This window comes from Variovorax atrisoli (assembly GCF_014195185.1).
In the GTDB taxonomy this organism is placed as follows: domain Bacteria; phylum Pseudomonadota; class Gammaproteobacteria; order Burkholderiales; family Burkholderiaceae_C; genus Variovorax; species Variovorax atrisoli.
Genome location: NZ_JACIBG010000009.1, coordinates 276,091 through 292,794, shown reverse-complemented (window position 1 = coordinate 292,794; position 16,704 = coordinate 276,091). Strand labels below are relative to the sequence as shown.

At 65.7% G+C, this 16,704-nt stretch carries 17 protein-coding genes and 1 tRNA gene; 4 read left to right on the top strand and 14 right to left on the bottom strand.

Annotated elements, in window-relative coordinates:
• Positions 1–124 precede the first annotated feature (124 nt).
• The 9 genes from FHY06_RS28635 to oxc all read right to left on the bottom strand — a co-directional run bounded on the left by FHY06_RS28635 (position 125) and on the right by oxc (position 9,701).
• A complete protein-coding gene (locus FHY06_RS28635) occupies positions 125–1,138 on the bottom strand; it encodes a 2-dehydropantoate 2-reductase (protein WP_184607113.1) in 1,014 nt (337 codons plus the stop codon).
• A 49-nt stretch (positions 1,139–1,187) separates the two neighbouring features.
• Positions 1,188–1,973: a fumarylacetoacetate hydrolase family protein gene (locus FHY06_RS28630; protein ID WP_184607112.1), complete on the bottom strand. Its 786-nt coding sequence runs from the start codon at positions 1,971–1,973 to the stop codon at positions 1,188–1,190.
• Between the two features lie 45 nt (positions 1,974–2,018).
• Positions 2,019–2,918: a succinate--CoA ligase subunit alpha gene (sucD, locus tag FHY06_RS28625; RefSeq protein WP_019656237.1), complete on the bottom strand. Its 900-nt coding sequence runs from the start codon at positions 2,916–2,918 to the stop codon at positions 2,019–2,021.
• Positions 2,919–2,952: 34 nt separating this feature from the next.
• Positions 2,953–4,131 carry an ADP-forming succinate--CoA ligase subunit beta gene (gene sucC, locus FHY06_RS28620; protein WP_184607111.1) on the bottom strand — a complete coding sequence of 393 codons (1,179 nt, stop codon included), beginning with the start codon at positions 4,129–4,131 and terminating at the stop codon, positions 2,953–2,955.
• Between the two features lie 35 nt (positions 4,132–4,166).
• The gene (locus FHY06_RS28615) at positions 4,167–4,484 is read right to left on the bottom strand and encodes an HAD family hydrolase (RefSeq protein WP_184607110.1); all 318 of its coding nucleotides are present in this window, start codon (positions 4,482–4,484) and stop codon (positions 4,167–4,169) included.
• A 237-nt stretch (positions 4,485–4,721) separates the two neighbouring features.
• Positions 4,722–5,969 (bottom strand): formyl-CoA transferase, encoded by a 1,248-nt coding sequence (gene frc, locus FHY06_RS28610; RefSeq protein ID WP_019656240.1) that lies wholly within the window; start codon positions 5,967–5,969, stop codon positions 4,722–4,724.
• Positions 5,966–6,412 carry a PAS domain-containing protein gene (locus FHY06_RS28605; RefSeq protein ID WP_126184826.1) on the bottom strand — a complete coding sequence of 149 codons (447 nt, stop codon included), beginning with the start codon at positions 6,410–6,412 and terminating at the stop codon, positions 5,966–5,968. Before FHY06_RS28605 ends, frc (FHY06_RS28610) begins: the two co-directional genes overlap by 4 nt.
• Positions 6,413–6,566: 154 nt before the next feature.
• A complete protein-coding gene (frc, locus tag FHY06_RS28600; RefSeq protein WP_019656242.1) occupies positions 6,567–7,838 on the bottom strand; it encodes a formyl-CoA transferase in 1,272 nt (423 codons plus the stop codon).
• Positions 7,839–7,871: 33 nt separating this feature from the next.
• Positions 7,872–9,701 (bottom strand): oxalyl-CoA decarboxylase, encoded by a 1,830-nt coding sequence (oxc, locus tag FHY06_RS28595; protein ID WP_019656243.1) that lies wholly within the window; start codon positions 9,699–9,701, stop codon positions 7,872–7,874.
• A gap of 151 nt (positions 9,702–9,852) precedes the next feature.
• Between oxc and FHY06_RS28590 the strand changes: the two genes are divergently transcribed.
• Positions 9,853–10,461, top strand: coding sequence for a Crp/Fnr family transcriptional regulator (locus FHY06_RS28590; RefSeq protein ID WP_019656244.1), 609 nt, complete (start codon positions 9,853–9,855; stop codon positions 10,459–10,461).
• A gap of 225 nt (positions 10,462–10,686) precedes the next feature.
• Here FHY06_RS28590 and FHY06_RS28585 read toward each other — a convergent pair whose 3' ends face one another.
• The 4 genes from FHY06_RS28585 to FHY06_RS28570 all read right to left on the bottom strand — a co-directional run bounded on the left by FHY06_RS28585 (position 10,687) and on the right by FHY06_RS28570 (position 14,769).
• Complete coding sequence (locus tag FHY06_RS28585; RefSeq protein ID WP_184607109.1) at positions 10,687–11,523, bottom strand: cytidylate kinase family protein; 837 nt, start codon at positions 11,521–11,523, stop codon at positions 10,687–10,689.
• A gap of 19 nt (positions 11,524–11,542) precedes the next feature.
• Positions 11,543–13,075 (bottom strand): tripartite tricarboxylate transporter permease, encoded by a 1,533-nt coding sequence (locus FHY06_RS28580; protein WP_019656246.1) that lies wholly within the window; start codon positions 13,073–13,075, stop codon positions 11,543–11,545.
• Between the two features lie 25 nt (positions 13,076–13,100).
• On the bottom strand, positions 13,101–13,622 hold the full coding sequence (locus FHY06_RS28575; protein ID WP_184607108.1) for a tripartite tricarboxylate transporter TctB family protein: 522 nt from the start codon (positions 13,620–13,622) through the stop codon (positions 13,101–13,103).
• A 115-nt stretch (positions 13,623–13,737) separates the two neighbouring features.
• Complete coding sequence (locus tag FHY06_RS28570; protein ID WP_184607107.1) at positions 13,738–14,769, bottom strand: Bug family tripartite tricarboxylate transporter substrate binding protein; 1,032 nt, start codon at positions 14,767–14,769, stop codon at positions 13,738–13,740.
• A 252-nt stretch (positions 14,770–15,021) separates the two neighbouring features.
• Here FHY06_RS28570 and FHY06_RS28565 point away from each other — a divergent pair.
• Both FHY06_RS28565 and FHY06_RS28560 read left to right on the top strand, forming a co-directional pair.
• Positions 15,022–15,096: transfer RNA gene (locus FHY06_RS28565), tRNA-Arg, on the top strand.
• Positions 15,097–15,309: 213 nt separating this feature from the next.
• On the top strand, positions 15,310–15,630 hold the full coding sequence (locus FHY06_RS28560) for a hypothetical protein (protein WP_184607106.1): 321 nt from the start codon (positions 15,310–15,312) through the stop codon (positions 15,628–15,630).
• 73 nt (positions 15,631–15,703) lie between these two features.
• On the opposite strand, the gene FHY06_RS28555 is transcribed toward FHY06_RS28560, so the two are convergent.
• A complete protein-coding gene (locus FHY06_RS28555; protein WP_184607105.1) occupies positions 15,704–15,922 on the bottom strand; it encodes a hypothetical protein in 219 nt (72 codons plus the stop codon).
• Positions 15,923–16,195: 273 nt separating this feature from the next.
• Here FHY06_RS28555 and FHY06_RS28550 point away from each other — a divergent pair, with 273 nt between their 5' ends.
• Positions 16,196–16,447: a hypothetical protein gene (locus FHY06_RS28550; protein WP_184607104.1), complete on the top strand. Its 252-nt coding sequence runs from the start codon at positions 16,196–16,198 to the stop codon at positions 16,445–16,447.
• The last annotated feature ends 257 nt before the right edge of the window (positions 16,448–16,704 follow it).

The following is a 16,704-nucleotide window of genomic DNA, read 5'->3' as shown; positions in this document are numbered from 1 at the left end:
CCTCTTCCGCTGCGGAGAGGACTGGGGTGAGGACCGGCGACAGTGGTCGAGACAGGGCCGATGCGAAGGCCCTCCCCCTCACCCCTGCCCCCTCCCCGAGGGGAGAGGGAGAAAGACCTGGCGCTCATGCCGCCAGCTCGTGCAGCTTGACGCGACCGCGCTGGTCTTCCATCGTGCGCGCGAGCAGCTTCACGAGGCTGTAGACGGTGTCGATGTGCGGCGTCGGCGTCTCGGTGAGCCGGGCCAGTTCGACCACCGCGCCGACCAGCGCGTCGATCTCTGGCGCGCGGCCCGCTTCCACGTCCTGCAGCATCGAGGTCTTGTGCTTGCCGACCTTCTCCGCGCCGGCGATGCGCTTTTCGAGCGTCACGCGGAACTCGATGCCGAGCTTGTGCGCGACGGCCTGGGCCTCGCGCATCATCGCGGCGGCCAGCTCGCGCGAAGGCGGGTACTGGCAGATGTCGACGAGCGTGGAATGCGAGAGGCTGCTGATCGGGTTGAAGGTCAGGTTGCCCCACAGCTTGAGCCAGATCTCGGCGCGGATGTTGTCGAGTACCGGCGCCTTGAAGCCCGCACCGGTGAAGCAGGCCGAGACGCGATTCACGCGCTCGCTCGCCGAGCCGTCGAGCTCGCCCACCGGGAAGCGGTCGCCCTCGATGTGCCGCACCACGCCCGGCGCGACGAGCTCCGACGCGGGGTAGACCACGCAGCCGATCACGCGCTGGGCCGGGATCTTCGCCGCGACGGTGCCAGAAGGATCGACGCTGCGCACCGGCGTGCCTTCGAGCGTGCCGCCGTGCTTGTGGAAGTACCAGTACGGAATGCCGTTCTGCATGGTCACGACCACGGTGTCGGGCCCGAAGAGCCTGGGTACGTCGTTCGCCACGGCCTCGACCTGGTGGGCCTTCATCGCGAGCACGACGATGTCCTGCGGGCCCGCCTCGTCGTAGCGGTCGGTAGCCTTCACGTTGCGCGCCACCTGCTCCTCGCCCTCGGCCGAGACCAGCTTGATGCCGTTGCGCGATATGGCGTCGAGGTTGGCGCCGCGCACGATGAACGTGAGGTCCTCGCCGGCCAGCGCGAGCTTCGCGCCAACCAGCCCGCCGATGGCGCCTGCGCCGATGATTGCAATCTTCATATCGTCGATCCCCAAGAGTTGAATTTCTTGCGCGACCCTTCGGCTGCGTTCAGCCGAAGCGGTTGCCGAGCTTTCCGATGCCGCCGATCTCGATCTCCACGAGGCTGCCGGGCTTCATGGAGCCGACGCCGACCGAGGTGCCGCAGAGGATCACGTCGCCGCGGTGCAGCGTCATGTCCTGCGAGATGAGGCTCACGAGCTGCTGCACGGAGAAGCGCATGTCGCTGATGGGGTAGTCCTGGCGCACCTCGCCGTTGAGCAGCGTGGTCACGGTGAGCGTGGCGGGGTCGAGCCCGGTGGCCACCACCGGGCCCATGGGGCAGAAGGTGTCGAAGCCCTTGGCGCGCACCCACTGCACGAAGGAGGCGTCTCGATGGAGGATGTCGGCCACCGTCACGTCGTTGGCACAGGTGTAGCCGAACACATGGTCGAGCGCATCGGCTTCCGAAACGGCGGTGGCGGTCTTGCCGATGACGATGCCGAGTTCGCCCTCGAACACCACCTTGCCGTCGCACAGCGGCTTGCGGATGGGCCTGCCGGGCGCAAGGTAGGAGTTGGGCGTCTTCAGCAGGTACAGCGGCTCGGCAGGCACCGGCAGGTTCAGCTTGGCGCCGAGCGCATGGAAGTTGTTCCACAGCGCGATCACCTTGGTGGGTTCGGTGGGCGTGAGCAGCTGCAGCCCCGCAAGCGCGAACACGCGGCCCGTGGGCTCGGAGCTGGCGAACATGTCGCCCTGCCGCTCGTGCACCGCATCGCCTTCGAGCGTGCCGAAGGCGATGCCGCCGGCGTGCTCGAAGCGGACCCATTTCTTCGTCTGTTGCTGCTGCTGTTCCATGTTGTTGTCGTCTTTCTGGATGTCGAGGATTCGGGTTCGCCGCGGTCAGTCGAACGGCAGGTAGTCGGGCACCACGAGCGAGGCGAGCAGCTTTCCCATCTCCGCCGGATTGCGCGTGACGTGGATGCCGCATTCCTTCATCACCGCGAGCTTCTCCTGCGCGGTGCCGCGGCCGCCCGAGACGATGGCGCCCGCATGGCCCATGCGTTTGCCGGGCGGTGCGCTGGCGCCCGCGATGAAGCCGACCACGGGCTTGGTCATGTGGTCGCGGATCCAGCGGGCGCACTGCTCCTCGGCATCGCCGCCGATCTCGCCGACCATGATCACGGCGTCGGTGCGCGGGTCGTCGTTGAACATCTTCAGCACGTCGATGTGCCGCAGCCCGCCCACCGGATCGCCGCCGATGCCCACCACCGTCGACTGCCCGATGCCGAAGCTCGCGAGCTGGCTCGCGGCCTCGTAGGTCAGCGTGCCCGAGCGCGAGACCACGCCGATGCGCCCGCGCTGGTGGATGTGGCCGGGCATGATGCCGATCTTGATCTCGCCGGGCGTGATGAGCCCCGGGCAGTTGGGCCCCAGCAGCAGCGTCTTGCGGCCCTGCATGCGGTGGCGCGTGCGGATCATGTCGCGCACCGGGATGCCTTCGGTGATGCAGATGACGAGGTCGAGCTCCGCATCCACCGCCTCGTCGATGGCGGCTGCGGCGAAGGCCGGCGGCACGTAGATCACGGAGACGGTCGCGCCGGTCTGCGCCTTGGCCTCCTTCACCGTACCGAAGATCGGGATGCCGGCCATCGACTGGCCGCCCTTCAGCGGATTGACCCCGGCCACGAAACAGTGCCTGCCGTTGCCGTATTCGAGGCAGGCCTGCGTGTGGAACTGGCCCGTCCTGCCGGTGATGCCCTGCGTGATGACGCGGGTGTGCCTGTCGATCAGGATGGACATGGCGCGGCCTCCATCGGTTTGGGGAATGGGCGCTTCACCGCCGGCGCTCCCAGTTGCCGGCCGCGCCGACGGCGCGCTGCGCAGCCTCGGCCATGTCGTCGGCGTTGATGATCGACAGCCCCGACTGCGCGAGGATGGTCCGGCCCAGGTCCTCGTTGGTGCCCTTCATGCGCACGACCAGCGGCACCCTGAGACCGGTCTCGCGCACCGCGTCGACCACGCCGTGCGCGATCACGTCGCACTTCATGATGCCGCCGAAGATGTTGACCAGCACGGCCTTGAGCCTGGGGTTGCGCAGCATCAGCCGCACGGCGTCGGCCACCTTGTCGGCCGTCGCGCAGCCGCCCACGTCGAGAAAGTTGGCGGGCTCGCCGCCGTAGAGCTTGATCGCGTCCATGGTCGCCATCGCCAGGCCGGCGCCGTTGACGAGGCAGCCGATGTCGCCGTCGAGCGCGATGTACGAGAGGCCGGCACTCGACGCCTCGATCTCTACCGGGTCTTCCTCGTCGAGGTCGCGCATCGCGGCGATGCCGGGCTGGCGGAAGAGCGCGTTGTCGTCGAAGTCGAACCTGGCGTCCAGCGCGATCACGCGGCCGTCGCGGGTGAGCACCAGCGGGTTGATTTCCGCCAGCGATGCGTCGCTGCCGTCGAAGGCCTGCCAGAGCTTCTGCATCAGCATGCGCGCCTGCGCCACCGAGCGGTCGGCGATGCCGATGCGCCGCGCGATGCCATCGGCATCGGCCACGCCAAGGCCGGCGAGGGGGTCGATGAAGAGCCGGTGGATCTTCTCGGGCGAGCGCGCGGCCACCTCCTCGATGTCCATGCAGCCTTCGCTGGAGGCCATGAGCGCCACGCGCTGCGAATTGCGGTCGACCACGAAGCCGAGATACAGCTCCTTGTCGATCTCCACGCTTTCCTCCACCAGCAGCTGCTTCACGACGCGGCCCTCGGGGCCGGTCTGCGGCGTCCTCAGCGTCATGCCCAGCAACTGGCCGGCATGGCGCCGCACCTCGTCCACCGACCAGGCCGGCTTCACGCCGCCGCCCTTGCCGCGGCCGCCCGCATGGATCTGGGCCTTGACCACCCAGGCGCGCCCGCCGATGCGGGCGGCGGCATCGGCCGCCTCGTCGGGCGAGCGGCAGACGAATCCGCGAGGAGTCGCCACGCCGTATTGGCGCAGCACTTCCTTGCCCTGGAATTCGTGAATGTTCATGGTCGGAAGGCGTTATTCAGCTGAATTGGAGAAATTCAGGCGCCGAGCTCGACGCCGTGGCTTTCGGCCCAATTGAAATAGCTCGACGAAGCCATTTCCCGCTTCTTGTGAATTTCCTTCTTCTGCTCGATGGCGAGCGCCAGGAATTCGGCGTCGTAGGCCTTCAGCAGGTGCGGCTGGTGGGTCTTCAGGTAATGGCCGATGCGCTCGTTCGCGTCCTGGCCCAGGCCCATCAGGCGGTCGTAGGTCTCGCCGTCCCAGTGCCAGCGCAGCCCCAGCTCGAAGAATGCGGCGTTGTAGGCATTGCGCTCGATTTCGTCGCGCCAGTATTGGGCGGGCGAATGGTTTTCCATGATCTTCTCCTTGAATGAATGCCGAACAGGTTGAATTGATCGAGAAATTCCGGCGAGTTCAAAATGTAGGATCGATGGACGATAAATAAAAATTAAATCAATTTATAAAAACCATTCGCCATGAGTTATGGATGGCGAACGCGCGAATTGGAAGGCGCAGCAATCCTCCACGCCGCCCGCGGGCGGCGCTGTCGCAAAGACTCGAAGATGAAAGGGAAGGCGGGCCTGCGCCGCGCCTCAGATCACGCGCTCGGCCCGCAGGGTCTCAAGGTCGTCCGCGCTGTAGCCGAGCTGCCTCAGCACTTCCTCGGTGTGTTCGCCGAGCAATGGCGAACGCTTCACCACCGTCGGGCTGTCGGACATCTTGATGGGATTGCCCACCGTCAGGTACTTCCCGCGCACCGGGTGGTCGACCTCGACGATGGTGCCGGTCTCTCGCAGCGATTCGTCCGCCGCGATCTCCTTCATCGAGAGGATCGGCCCGCACGGGATGTCGTACTCGTTGAGGATGTCCATGGCCTCGAACTTGGTCTTGGTCATGGTCCACTGCTCGATGCGCGCGAAGATCGGCTTCAGGTGCAGCAGTCTGGCCGCCGGCGTGGCGTAGGCCTCGTCGGTGATCCAGCTTTCCTCGCCGATGACCTTGCACACCGCGGGCCACACGGCCGCCTGCGTGATGAAGTAGATGTAGGCGTTCGGGTCGGTCTCCCAGCCCTTGCACTTCAGGATGGAGCCCGGCTGGCCGCCGCCCGATGCGTTGCCTGCGCGCGGCACGGCGTCGCCGAACTTGCCGTCGGGGTACTGCGGGTACTCGTGCATGGTGCCGGTGCGCTCCAGCCGCTGCTGGTCGCGCATCTTCACGCGGCACAGGTTGAGCACCGCGTCCTGCATCGGCGCGAGCACCTGCTGGCCGCGCCCGGTGCTGTTGCGCTGGAAGAGCGCCGCCAGGATGCCGAGCGCCAGGTGCAGGCCGGTTCCGCTGTCGCCGATCTGCGCGCCGGTGACCAGCGGCGGGCCGTCCTCGAAGCCGGTGGTGGAGGCCGCGCCGCCCGCGCACTGGGCCACGTTCTCGTAGACCTTGCAGTGCTCGTACTTGCCGGGGCCGAAGCCCTTGACCGAAGCCACGATCATGCGCGGGTTGAGCTTCTGGATGTGGGCCCAGGTGATGCCCATGCGGTCGAGCGCGCCGGGCGCGAAGTTCTCGACCAGCACGTCGCAGGTCTTGATCAGGCTGTCGAGAACCTCCTTGCCCTTGGGGTTCTTGGTGTCCAGCGTGATCGAGCGCTTGTTGTGGTTCAGCATCGTGAAGTAGAGGCTGTCCGCGCCCGGAATGTCGCGCAGCTGGCTGCGCGTGGCGTCGCCTTCCCCGGCCCGCTCGACCTTGATCACGTCGGCGCCGAACCAGGCCAGCAGCTGCGTGCAGGTGGGACCGGACTGGACGTGGGTGAAATCGAGGATACGGACGCCCTCGAGTGCTTGGCTCATCGACTGTCTCCTTCTCTGATCGTGGTGGCTTCGACTTCTACCAGACGTGCGCGAAGTTTGCGCTCCTCGGCGAAGCGGGCGGTCTCGTCGCGCACGATGGCGACGATGCCGGTGACCTCGCGATCGGCGGAGAACAGCATCGACACCGTGAAGGCGATCGACAGCGTGCGCCCGTCCTTGTGCAGGGCCGGCACGCGCAGCAGGTCGGCGCCGTATCTGGTGACGCCGGTTTCCATCGTCTTGTGATAGCCCTCCCAGTGCCTCTGGCGCTGCCTCTGGGGAATGATCAGGTCGAGCGACTGGCCGAGGGCCTCGGCCTCGCCGAAGCCGAAGATGCGTTCGGCCGCGCGGTTCCACAGCGTGATCGCGCCCATCGCGTCGCACACCATGATCGCATCGCCGGCGCCTTCGACGAGCTGCTTGAAATCGACATTCGCTTGCATGAGTGCCTCCGGCGCTTCGTTCAAATCCAGGCTCCACCGCAGTCGCATCCCTTCCAGGGACACCGCGGAACCGGCTTGGCCGGGCCGCAGGTGTCGCCCCCTGCAAGGGGGTTGGCGCTGCCACACGAAGTGGGCAAGCCTGGGGGTGAGCCTCCTACACTGCCTTGGCCGCGTGCAGGTTTTCGATCTGGTCCTTGCTGTAGCCCAGTTCCGCCAGCACCTCGTCGGTGTGCTCGCCCAGCAGGGGCGAGGCGGTGACCTCGGGCTTGAGATCGGAGAACTTGATCGGGCTGCCGATGGTCCAGTAGCTGCCGCGCTCCTTGTGCGGCACTTCGACGATCGAGCCGCTCCTGCGCAGCGACTCGTCGTGCAGCAGTTCCTTCATCGACAGCACCGGGGCGCAGGGAATGTCGTACTTGCGGAAGATGTCCACCGCCTCGAACTTGGTCTTGTCCTTGATGAAGTCCTCGATGGTGGCGAATATCTGCTCGATGTGCGGCTGGCGGGCCTTGGCCGTCATGTAGTCGGGGTCGGTCTTCCACTCGGGCTTGCCCAGCGCCTCGCAGATCGGCTCCCAGGCGTGGCCCTGCACCGTGAAGTAGATGTAGGCGTTGGGGTCGGTCTGCCAGCCCTTGCACTTCAGGATCCAGCCCGGCTGGCCGCCGCCGCCGGCGTTGCCCCCGCGCGGCACGACCTTGTCCTCGAACGCGCTCATCTCGTGCGGGTACTGCGGGTACTCCTCGAGGTAGCCCACGTTGTCCAGGCGCTGCTGGTCGCGCATCTTCACGCGGCACAGGTTGAGCACCGCGTCCTGCATCGAGCAGGCCACCTTCTGGCCCTTGCCGGTCTGCTCGCGCCCGATGATCGCCGTCAGGATGCCGATGGCCAGGTGCATGCCGGTGTTGGAGTCGCCCAGCGCCGCGGCCGAGATCGTCGGCACGGAGTTGCCGCCCTTCCACCAGCCGGTGGTGGACGCGGCGCCGCCGGCGCACTGCGCCACGTTCTCGTACACCTTCAGGTCCTCGTAATGGTGGCCTTCGCTGAAGCCCTTGACCGAGGCGACGATCATCTTGGGGTTCAACTCCTGGATGCGTTCCCAGGTGAAGCCCATGCGGTCGAGCGCACCGGGGCCGAAGTTCTCCACTAGCACGTCGGATTCACGGATCAGCTTCTCCAGCACGGCCTTGCCCTCGGGCTTCTTGGTGTCCAGCGTGATCGAGCGCTTGTTGCTGTTGAGCATGGTGAAGTACAGCGCGTCGACCTCCGGGATGTCGCGCAGCTGCGAGCGCGTGACGTCGCCCGCGCCCGGACGCTCCACCTTGATCACGTCGGCGCCGAACCAGGCCAGCAGCTGGGTGCACGCGGGACCGGCCTGCACGTGCGTGAAGTCGATGATCTTGATGCCGTTGAGGGGCTTGTTGCTCATTGGGATATCTCCTTGAATGAAACGGAACGCGGGTTACTTCTTCTTCGCCGTGGCGGGGTTCAGGCTGGTGATGCGGCCGCTCTCGGTGCCCGCCGTCTCGTCGATCACGGCGTTGATGAGGGTCGGGCGGCCCGAGGCGACGGCCTCGGCCAGGGCCTTCTGCAGCTCGTCGGCGGTGGTGGCGTGCACGCCGACGCCGCCGAAGGCTTCCATCAGCTTGTCGTAGCGCGCGTTCTTGACGAACACCGTGGGCGCCACGTCGGGCGTGCCGCTGGGGTTCACGTCGGTGCCGCGGTAGACGCCGTTGTTGTTGAAGACGATCACGCAGACCGGCAGGTTGTAGCGGCAGATGGTCTCCACCTCCATGCCGCTGAAGCCGAAGGCGCTGTCGCCCTCGATGGCGATCACCGGCTTGCCCGTGACCACGGCAGCGGCCACGGAGAAGCCCATGCCGATGCCCATGATCCCCCAGGTGCCCACGTCCAGGCGCTTGCGCGGCTCGTACATGTCGACGATGCTGCGCGCGAAGTCGAGCGTGTTGGCGCCCTCGTTGACGACGATGGCGTCGGGCCGCGCCTTCACCTGGTCGCGGATCACGCTCAGCGCGCTGTGGAAGTTCATCGGCGAGGGCCGCGCGGCCAGCGTGGCGGCCATCTTCGACAGGTTCTTGTCCTTGCGCTCGGCGATGGCGCCGGTCCACTCGGCCGGCGGCCTGGCCCACTTGGCGTCGATGCCGGCCAGCAGCGCGGCCACGCAGGAGCCGATGTCGCCGATCACCGGCGCCTCGATGGCGACGTTGCTGTCGATCTCGGTCGGCGCGATGTCGATCTGGATGAAGCGCTTTGCGCCCTTCTCCTGCGCCCAGGTCTTGCCCTTGCCGTGCGAGAGCAGCCAGTTCAGGCGCGCACCGATCAGCACCACCACGTCGGCCTCCTGCAGCACGTAGGAGCGCGCGGCGGCTGCCGACTGCGCGTGCGTGTCGGGCAGCAGGCCCTTGGCCATGGACATCGGCAGGTAGGGAATACCCGTCTTCTCGACGAGCGCGCGGATGTCGGCGTCGGCCTGCGCGTAGGCGGCGCCCTTGCCCAGCAGGATCAGCGGGCGCCTGGCGCCCTTGAGGATGTCGAGCGCGCGCTGCACCGCGTCGGCCGCCGGGATCTGGCGCGGCGCGGCATCGACCACCTTGATGAGCGAGGCCTTGCCGGCAGCCGCGTCCATGGTCTGCGCGAACAGCTTGGCCGGCAGGTCGAGGTACACGCCGCCCGGGCGGCCCGACAGCGCGGCGCGGATGGCGCGCGCGATGCCCACGCCGATGTCCTGAGCATGCAGCACGCGGAAGGCGGCCTTGCACAGCGGCTTGGCGATGGCCAGCTGGTCCATCTCCTCGTAGTCGCCCTGCTGCAGGTCGACGATCTCGCGCTCGCTGGAGCCGCTGATGAGGATCATCGGGAAGCAGTTGGTGGTGGCGTTCGCCAGCGCGGTCAAGCCGTTGAGGAAGCCGGGCGCCGACACCGTCAGGCAGATGCCGGGCTTCTGCGTGAGGAAGCCGGCTGCTGCGGCGGCGTTGCCGGCGTGCTGCTCGTGGCGGAAGGAGATCACGCGCAGGCCTTCGGCCTGGGCCATGCGCGTGAGGTCGGTGATCGGGATGCCGGGCAGGCCGAAGATGGTGTCGATTCCGTTGAGCTTGAGGGCATCGATGACCAGGTGGAAGCCGTCGATGGTCTCGCCCGCGGGCGCGCTGTCTTCCGTCACGCTCTTGAGCGCGCGCACCACCGCGTCGCCGTCGGCTTCACGGGTTTTCGCGGGCTTGAGGGCTTCGCTCAGCGTGGTGGTCGCCTCTTTCTCTGTTCTGACTGAAGACATGTCTCTCCTTCTGCATGGGTGAATGGCCGAGGTCCGAGCCGCGACTATGATTCGGGCCAAACTTTCGGCCGTTGACCTCGGTCAACTTTCCCGAAAACGGCGCAGCCCCCGATGAGCGGCGCCGGCAGCGAACTCGAGCAAGACGGTGACCATGACGACGTTGGAAAACCATCCGGAGAAGAACATCATTCGCGCCCAGCTGCGGCAGAACGTGCTTCTCAAGGACCTGAACGAAGCCGACCGCACCGAACTCGAGGCGCACCTGGTCATCGTCGACGGCAACAAGGGCGAGTTCCTGCTGCACCAGGGCGTGCGGGAGATGGAGCAGTACTTCATCCTCGACGGCATCCTCAAGCGGGTGGTGAGCAACCCGGAGGGCAAGGAGATGATCCTTCGCTTCGCCGACGAGAACGACATGGAGACGAGCTACGCCGCGCTGCGCCTGGGCACGCCCACGCCCTACGGCATCGTCTGCGTGACCAAGGCGCGCGTGGCGAGCCTGCCGCTGAAGGAGTGGATCGCCTTCCTGAACAAGCACCCGCAGACGAAGGAACTGTTCGAGTTCCTCGTGATGCGCGGCATGAGCGAGATCATGGCCCACACGATCACGCTGCACCTGCTCGATGCGGCGGGGCGCGTGCACCGGTTCCTGCGCAAGCATCCGGAACTGGTGGATCGGATTCCCAGCAAGGAGCTGGCTTCCTATCTGAACCTGTCGGCGGAGACGCTCAGCCGGTTGAGGAAGCGCGGGAAGATCTGAGCCGTCTTGCTCCCTCCCCCTCTGGGGGAGGGCTGGGGTGGGGGCACGGGGCGCTTCAAGGGCTGTCGGCGTATCTACCGCCCAGTGCCCCCATCCCGACCTTCCCCCAGAGGGGGAAGGAGCAAAGCCCAGGTCCGGTGCGCCGAAGCATCGCGCTGTCGATCGGTATTGGTCCCCTCTCCCGCTTGCGGGAGAGGGAGCAAGACCGAATCCGGAGCCCGGAGCTCAGGTCTGCTTCGCCGACGCAAACCGCCGCGTACTCGCCATCAGCCTCAGCTGGTTGTGCACGCCGCTCACGCCCCGGACCTCCGCCGCCACAGCCTCGGCCTGCGATCGCTCCTCGGAGTCCAGCACGATCCCGCGCAGCAGCAGCTCGCCCTGGTTCGCGGTGATGGTCACGTTGATGTCGCGCGTGGCCTCATGCTCCTTGAGCGCGGCGCGCACGCGGGCCTCGAGCGCCATGTTGGAGAGCTTCGTGCGCGAGGCCGGCGTTTCGGCGAACTCGGGACGGCTCGCCATCAGCCTGATCTGTTCCACGCAGCTCTCCACCGAGAGCCGGTCGGTGTTGAGCACCAGGTCGTAGAGCACCGGGTCGCCCCAGGTCACGCCGAACTGCGCGTGCATTCGCGCGGCGTGCGCCTGGTCGCTGCGGCGGATCTCGGCTTCGGCGAACTCGGCGTCGTCGGTCTCGAGATCGGCCATCAGCCACTCGACGCGATTCTTCATCGAGCGCGTGATGCGCACGCACACCACGTGCGGCACCGGCCGCAGCAGGCAGGTGGCGCCCCAGCCGCGCAGCACCACGTTGCCGCGCTCGGCCAGCGCGAAGAGCTCCTGCGCGGTGTAGAGCGCCACGCTGCGCCTGTCGGTGGTCAGGCGCTCCACCAACCCAGCCTTGCCGCTGCGCAGCCTGCCGATGAGGCTGGTGGAAACCTGCATCCGTTCCGCCACGTGCTCGATGACCTCGTGGCGCATCACGGCGAGGCCCAGCGTCTCGGCGAGCTGAAGCGAAACATCCTTCGCGAGGGAGCCCATCTCCTGGGTCAGTGCGATCACTGGCATGTGCTGGCCTCCTTGGTCATCAATCCACCGGCCGCTCGACCGCGAACTCGTCGGGCTTCTTCGGCTTCTTCACGAAGGCGAGCGCCCTGGAGATCAGCGGCCAGAACAGCAGCACCAGCGCGAGCGTGGTGATGGTGCCCACCAGCGGGTTCGAGAACATCACCATCACGTCGCCCTGCGACACCAGCATGGCCTGGCGGAAGGAGTCTTCGGCCTTGTCCCCGAGCACGAGCGCCAGCACCAGGGGCGCCAGCGGAAAGTCGAGCTTCTTGAACAGGTAGCCCAGCACGCCGAAGCCAAGCATGAACCAGATGTCGAGCATCGCGTTGTGCACGGTGTAGGCGCCGATCGCGCAGATCACGATGATCACCGGCGCGATGATCGAGAACGGAATGCGCAGGATCGATGCGAACAGCGGCACGGTGCTCAGCACCACGATCAGCCCGACGATGTTGCCGAGGTACATGCTCGCGATGAGGCCCCAGACGAAGTCCTTCTGCTCGACGAACAGCAGCGGCCCGGGCTGCAGGCCCCAGATCAGCAGGCCGCCCAGCAGCACCGCAGCGGTGGGCGAGCCCGGAATGCCCAGCGCGAGCATCGGCAGCAGCGCGCTGGTGCCGGCCGCATGCGCGGCGGTCTCGGGCGCGACCACGCCTTCGGCCTCGCCGGTGCCGAACTTCGCACCCTTCTTCGACATCTTCTTGGCCAGGCCGTAGGCCATGAACGAGGCCGGCGTGGCGCCGCCGGGCGTGATGCCCATCCAGATGCCGATGAGCGAGCTGCGGATCGAGGTCAGCCAGTACTTGGGCAGCTGCTTCCATGTCTGCCACACCACCTTGGGATCGATCTTCGCGCTCTTGCCCGAGAACTTCAGGCCCTCTTCCATCGACAGCAGGATCTCGCCGATGCCGAAGAGGCCGATCACCGCGATCAGGAAGTCGAAGCCGCGCATCAGCTCGGGCTGGCCGAAGGTCAGGCGCAGCTGGCCCGTGACCGTGTCCATGCCCACGCTGGCGAGCGCGAAGCCCAGCGCCATCGACGCGAGGATCTTGAAGGGCGAGCCCTTGCCCATGCCCACGAAGCTGCAGAAGGTCAGCAGGTACACCGCGAAGAACTCGGGCGAGCCGAACTTGAGCGCGAACTTCGCGACCAGCGGCGCGAGGAAGGTGATCATCACCACCGCGAGGAAGGCGCCCACGAAGGACGATGTGAAGGCGGTGGTGAGCGCGGCGCCGGCGTGCCCGTTCTGCGCCATCGGATAGCCGTCGAAGGTGGTGGCCACCGACCACGGCTCGCCCGGGATGTTGAACAGGATGGAGGTGATGGCCCCGCCGAAGAGCGCACCCCAGTAGATGCACGACAGCATGATGATGGCCGAGGTCGGCGACATCGTGAAGGTGAGCGGCAGGAGGATCGCCACGCCGTTGGCGCCGCCGAGCCCCGGCAGCACGCCGATCAGCACGCCGAGGATGATGCCGAGGAACATCAGGCCGATGTTCATCGGCGAGAGGATCACATAGAAGCCCTGCATCAGGGCACTGAGTTCTTCCATTTCGCTTGTGCTCCTTGGGTCGGGTTCAGTAGCCGAGGAATCGAAGCGGATCGAGCGCGCCCTTGAAGAGCGGCACCTTGAACCAGACCTCGAACATGCAGAAGAAGAGCGTGTTCACGCCCAGCGCGGCGAACACGCTCTTGAACCACGCGTACTTGCCCAGCACCATCATGAAAAGCGCGATGTAGATCGCCGACGCCACGTAGATGCCGACGATGGCGATCGCCAGCACGTAGACCGTCGCCGGCACCAGCACCGAGAGCACGCGCCTGAGCTGTACGGAGTCGACGAAGACCGCGGTGTTGCGGCTCTTGCCCAGCAGCGACTGGTAGAGGATGCCCGCGCCCGAGATCGTGATGATCACGCCGATGAAGAACGGGAAGTAGCCGGCGCCCGGGCCGTCGGTGGTCCAGCCGGCGCCTAGCTTGCGCGCCTCGAACACCACCACCAGGCCGACGGCCAGCAGCGCGACGGCCACCGCCGCTTCTACGAGGTGGGTGGAGATGCCCGTGCGAGCCGGGCCCTCGGATGATTGTTCGTGCTCCATGGAGCCCCCATCGTGGTTGTGTGGAAGAAGAAAGAAAGGAAGGAAATCGGCGCGCACTCCCGGCGCACGGGCCCGATGCCGCCGTGCGCGGCAGTCGTCGCCGGCCCGCGCCGACCTACTTGTTGCTCGCGAGGAAGCCCGCGTCGGACATCAGCGTGCGGTGCGCGGCCTCGGCCTCGGTGAGCCACTTCGCGAAGGCATCGCCGGTCATGAAGGTCGGGTTGAAGGCGCCCTTCTCCATGTATTCCTTCCAGTCCGGCGTGGCCGCGACCTTGGTCATCAGCTCCTTGTAGAAGGCGAGCTGGTCGGGCGTGACGCCGGGCGGCATGAAGATGCCGCGCAGCATCGTGTACCTGGTGGGCACGCCCGCTTCCTTGCAGGTGGGGATGTCGTTCCACGACTGCGTGTCGGTGACCTTGGCCTTGAAGGGCATGCGCTCGTCGTCGAACACGCACAGCGCGCGCAGCTTGCCCGCGCGCCATTGCGCCACCGCCTCGATCGGGTTGTTCACCGTCGACTGCACGTGCCCGCCCACCAGCTGCACCGCCACCTCGCCGCCGCCCTTGAAGGGCACGTAGATGAACTTGGTGCCGGTGGCCTTCTCCAGCGCCACGGTGATGATCTGGTCTTCCTGCTTCGAGCCGGTGCCGGCCATCTTGAACTTGTTCGGCCCCGCGGCCTTCACCGCGGTGATGTACTCGCCCGCGCTCTTGTAGGGGTCGGAGGCGTTGGTCCACAGCACGAACTGGTCGAGCGCCAGCATCGCGACCGGCGTCATGTCCTTCCAGTTGAAGGGCACGCCCGTGGCCATGGGCGTGGTGAACAGGTTCGACAGCGAGATCACGATCTTGTGCGGATCGCCCTTCGCCTCCTTGACCGCGAGGAAGCCCTCGGCGCCCGCGCCGCCGGACTTGTTGACGACGATCAGCGGCTCCTTCATCAGCTTGTACTTGATGATGATGCCCTGCAGCAGCCGGCCCATCTGGTCGGCGCCCCCGCCGGTGCCGGCGGGAATCACGAACTCCACCGGCTTGGTGGGTTCCCATGCGAAGGCGGGCGCGGCACCGGTGGCCAGCGCCGCCGCGGCGGCAGTGGTGGCAAGAACGGCAGTCGCGCGGCTCAGAACATTCGAGGCGATCTTCTTCATCAGGTTGTCTCCTGTGTAGTGATTTCGCTCTTTTTTGTTCTTGAATCTGAGCAGAGATGCGAACGGGCACGATGGTGCGCGCCGCCGATTCGAGCCGGCTTGATCGCGGTCAACTTTTCGAAGATTTCGTATCGGGGTTAGCCCGCGATGGCGATGCGGGCGGGGTCGCGCGCGGGGTCGGCGGGAACCGGCATCGCGAACCCTATAAAATCGCGGGCGCACCACGGCTTTCGCCTCGTGCATCCCCATCCGGTCTTCGTAGTTCAATGGATAGAACGGGGTCCTCCTAAGACTCAGATACAGGTTCGATTCCTGTCGAAGGCACCAGCAAGCCATTGATATTCAATGGCTTTTTTTTTGACCGGGACAATCGCGGGACAAACAGTGGCTTTCGGACGATGAAGTCGCTGCATTTCAGCCGTTTTCGGACGTAGATTTTCGACCCAACTACTGTATGCTTATACAGTGCTCTCTCATGTCGTCCGCCTTCGTCTCAATGGCAATTGGCTCCCTCGCTCACACGTCGAAGGTGAGGCCGGAGTGCTGGGCTGGCTCGACTTCAGGAAGGCCGATCCTGCGCACTATGGCCGGTCGTGGGACGCACGCCTGTTGAGCCTGAAGGATCGAGAGAAAGAGTGGCTCGAACCTCTGCACTACGCGCGCATCTTGGCAATCAAGGACGGCGGCATCATGCTCACTGGCTTTGAGATTACGTTTCGCGCCCTCAAGAGCAAGCCGAACCACGTGCGGCAAACTTGGTGGTGCGTGATCCACGAGGAGGAGGCCTACGCCGCCCTCGCCCGCCACAACCCGCAGTCATCGTCGGGGTTCGATGTGAACGACGACGACATGCCCGACTGAGGCTCCATCATGTGCAGCGGCTATGAAGCCGTGTCCGCGCAGATCGCATGCCGTCCTTCTTCGGGCGGCCGTTTCACGCACGCTGGCGCAGCAATCTAGCGAGCGCTACTCGCCCCTGCGGCGTGATGCGCAAAATCACGGCTTGCCGGTTCGGGCGGTCTCCTGGCTCTGGGAGATTCGCTTCGATGAGATCGGCAGCGACCAGAACGGCCGCGCAATCGATGTCGGCTTGCTCACGAACAGCCAACGGAAAAGATGCATCCTTGATGCGACGCAGAAAATCCATGGGCATTGCAGTTCCTCGGAATCGTTGTTGGTGCGTGCGCTCCCGTGATTGATTTTCGGGCAAGCACTGCCCGTTGATCGTAGGCAACGACCTACAGGCACGATTGAGCGAGGCCGACCTTCTGCATATCGGGGTTTTGTCCGCACAGCCAATTCAGAGTAGCCTCAGCGCAAAGCCCGTCGCGACAGACAGCACCGAGGTCCAGCCTCCTATGAATAGGGGATTCCGGAAATCGGGCACAGCAAGTCCACTGCGCCTTGTAGGAAGGGGAGACCTCTCATGGCCAAAAGGATCGTCCATAGCGCAACCTTGACTCTGAAGCTGCCAGCTGGCATCGAGCCGGGCGCCGAATTCGTTGCGCTACGAAAGGCCGGAATACCTGTCGATGCCCTGGGCAATGTTCAGCAAGGCTTCCTGTTCGTTCGGACGAGTTACGCAGGGAAGAATCAAACCAACATCTATCGATGGTTTGCCAACGAGATTGGGCATCTACCTTCCAAGCAGCAACTCGACGCTAGGAGATCAACTTAGCTCGCCAGGGGCTGCATGCGACGAGGACCCCAGATATTTGTCGTGTCTCAATGACCAGATGCAAGCCGCCACACGCAACAACCTCTCCGCACGAGATTCGTAAAGAGGGTTGGTTGGATCTTCCTCAGCAACCATCGCCGCAAGGCAATCCAGCGCGGCGGCCGGATTAAACCCGATGCCGGCGCGTGCCATGCTGACCGTAGCTGCCAAAAACTCTGTTCGATTCATCCGAGCCTTTCAGAAGGCAGACTGCCACC

Excerpts from the sequence above, each read along its gene's own strand:
- sucC (WP_184607111.1), bottom strand. The coding sequence starts at position 4,131 with ATGAACATTCACGAATTCCAGGGCAAGGAAGTGCTGCGCCAATACGGC.
- FHY06_RS28570 (WP_184607107.1), bottom strand. The coding sequence starts at position 14,769 with ATGAAGAAGATCGCCTCGAATGTTCTGAGCCGCGCGACTGCCGTTCTT.
- FHY06_RS28615 (WP_184607110.1), bottom strand. The coding sequence starts at position 4,484 with ATGGAAAACCATTCGCCCGCCCAATACTGGCGCGACGAAATCGAGCGC.
- FHY06_RS28585 (WP_184607109.1), bottom strand. The coding sequence starts at position 11,523 with ATGCCAGTGATCGCACTGACCCAGGAGATGGGCTCCCTCGCGAAGGAT.
- frc (WP_019656242.1), bottom strand. The coding sequence starts at position 7,838 with ATGAGCAACAAGCCCCTCAACGGCATCAAGATCATCGACTTCACGCAC.
- FHY06_RS28575 (WP_184607108.1), bottom strand. The coding sequence starts at position 13,622 with ATGGAGCACGAACAATCATCCGAGGGCCCGGCTCGCACGGGCATCTCC.
- FHY06_RS28550 (WP_184607104.1), top strand. The coding sequence starts at position 16,196 with ATGGCCAAAAGGATCGTCCATAGCGCAACCTTGACTCTGAAGCTGCCA.
- FHY06_RS28580 (WP_019656246.1), bottom strand. The coding sequence starts at position 13,075 with ATGGAAGAACTCAGTGCCCTGATGCAGGGCTTCTATGTGATCCTCTCG.
- FHY06_RS28590 (WP_019656244.1), top strand. The coding sequence starts at position 9,853 with ATGACGACGTTGGAAAACCATCCGGAGAAGAACATCATTCGCGCCCAG.
- oxc (WP_019656243.1), bottom strand. The coding sequence starts at position 9,701 with ATGTCTTCAGTCAGAACAGAGAAAGAGGCGACCACCACGCTGAGCGAA.
- frc (WP_019656240.1), bottom strand. The coding sequence starts at position 5,969 with ATGAGCCAAGCACTCGAGGGCGTCCGTATCCTCGATTTCACCCACGTC.
- FHY06_RS28555 (WP_184607105.1), bottom strand. The coding sequence starts at position 15,922 with ATGCCCATGGATTTTCTGCGTCGCATCAAGGATGCATCTTTTCCGTTG.
- FHY06_RS28605 (WP_126184826.1), bottom strand. The coding sequence starts at position 6,412 with ATGCAAGCGAATGTCGATTTCAAGCAGCTCGTCGAAGGCGCCGGCGAT.
- FHY06_RS28635 (WP_184607113.1), bottom strand. The coding sequence starts at position 1,138 with ATGAAGATTGCAATCATCGGCGCAGGCGCCATCGGCGGGCTGGTTGGC.
- sucD (WP_019656237.1), bottom strand. The coding sequence starts at position 2,918 with ATGTCCATCCTGATCGACAGGCACACCCGCGTCATCACGCAGGGCATC.
- FHY06_RS28630 (WP_184607112.1), bottom strand. The coding sequence starts at position 1,973 with ATGGAACAGCAGCAGCAACAGACGAAGAAATGGGTCCGCTTCGAGCAC.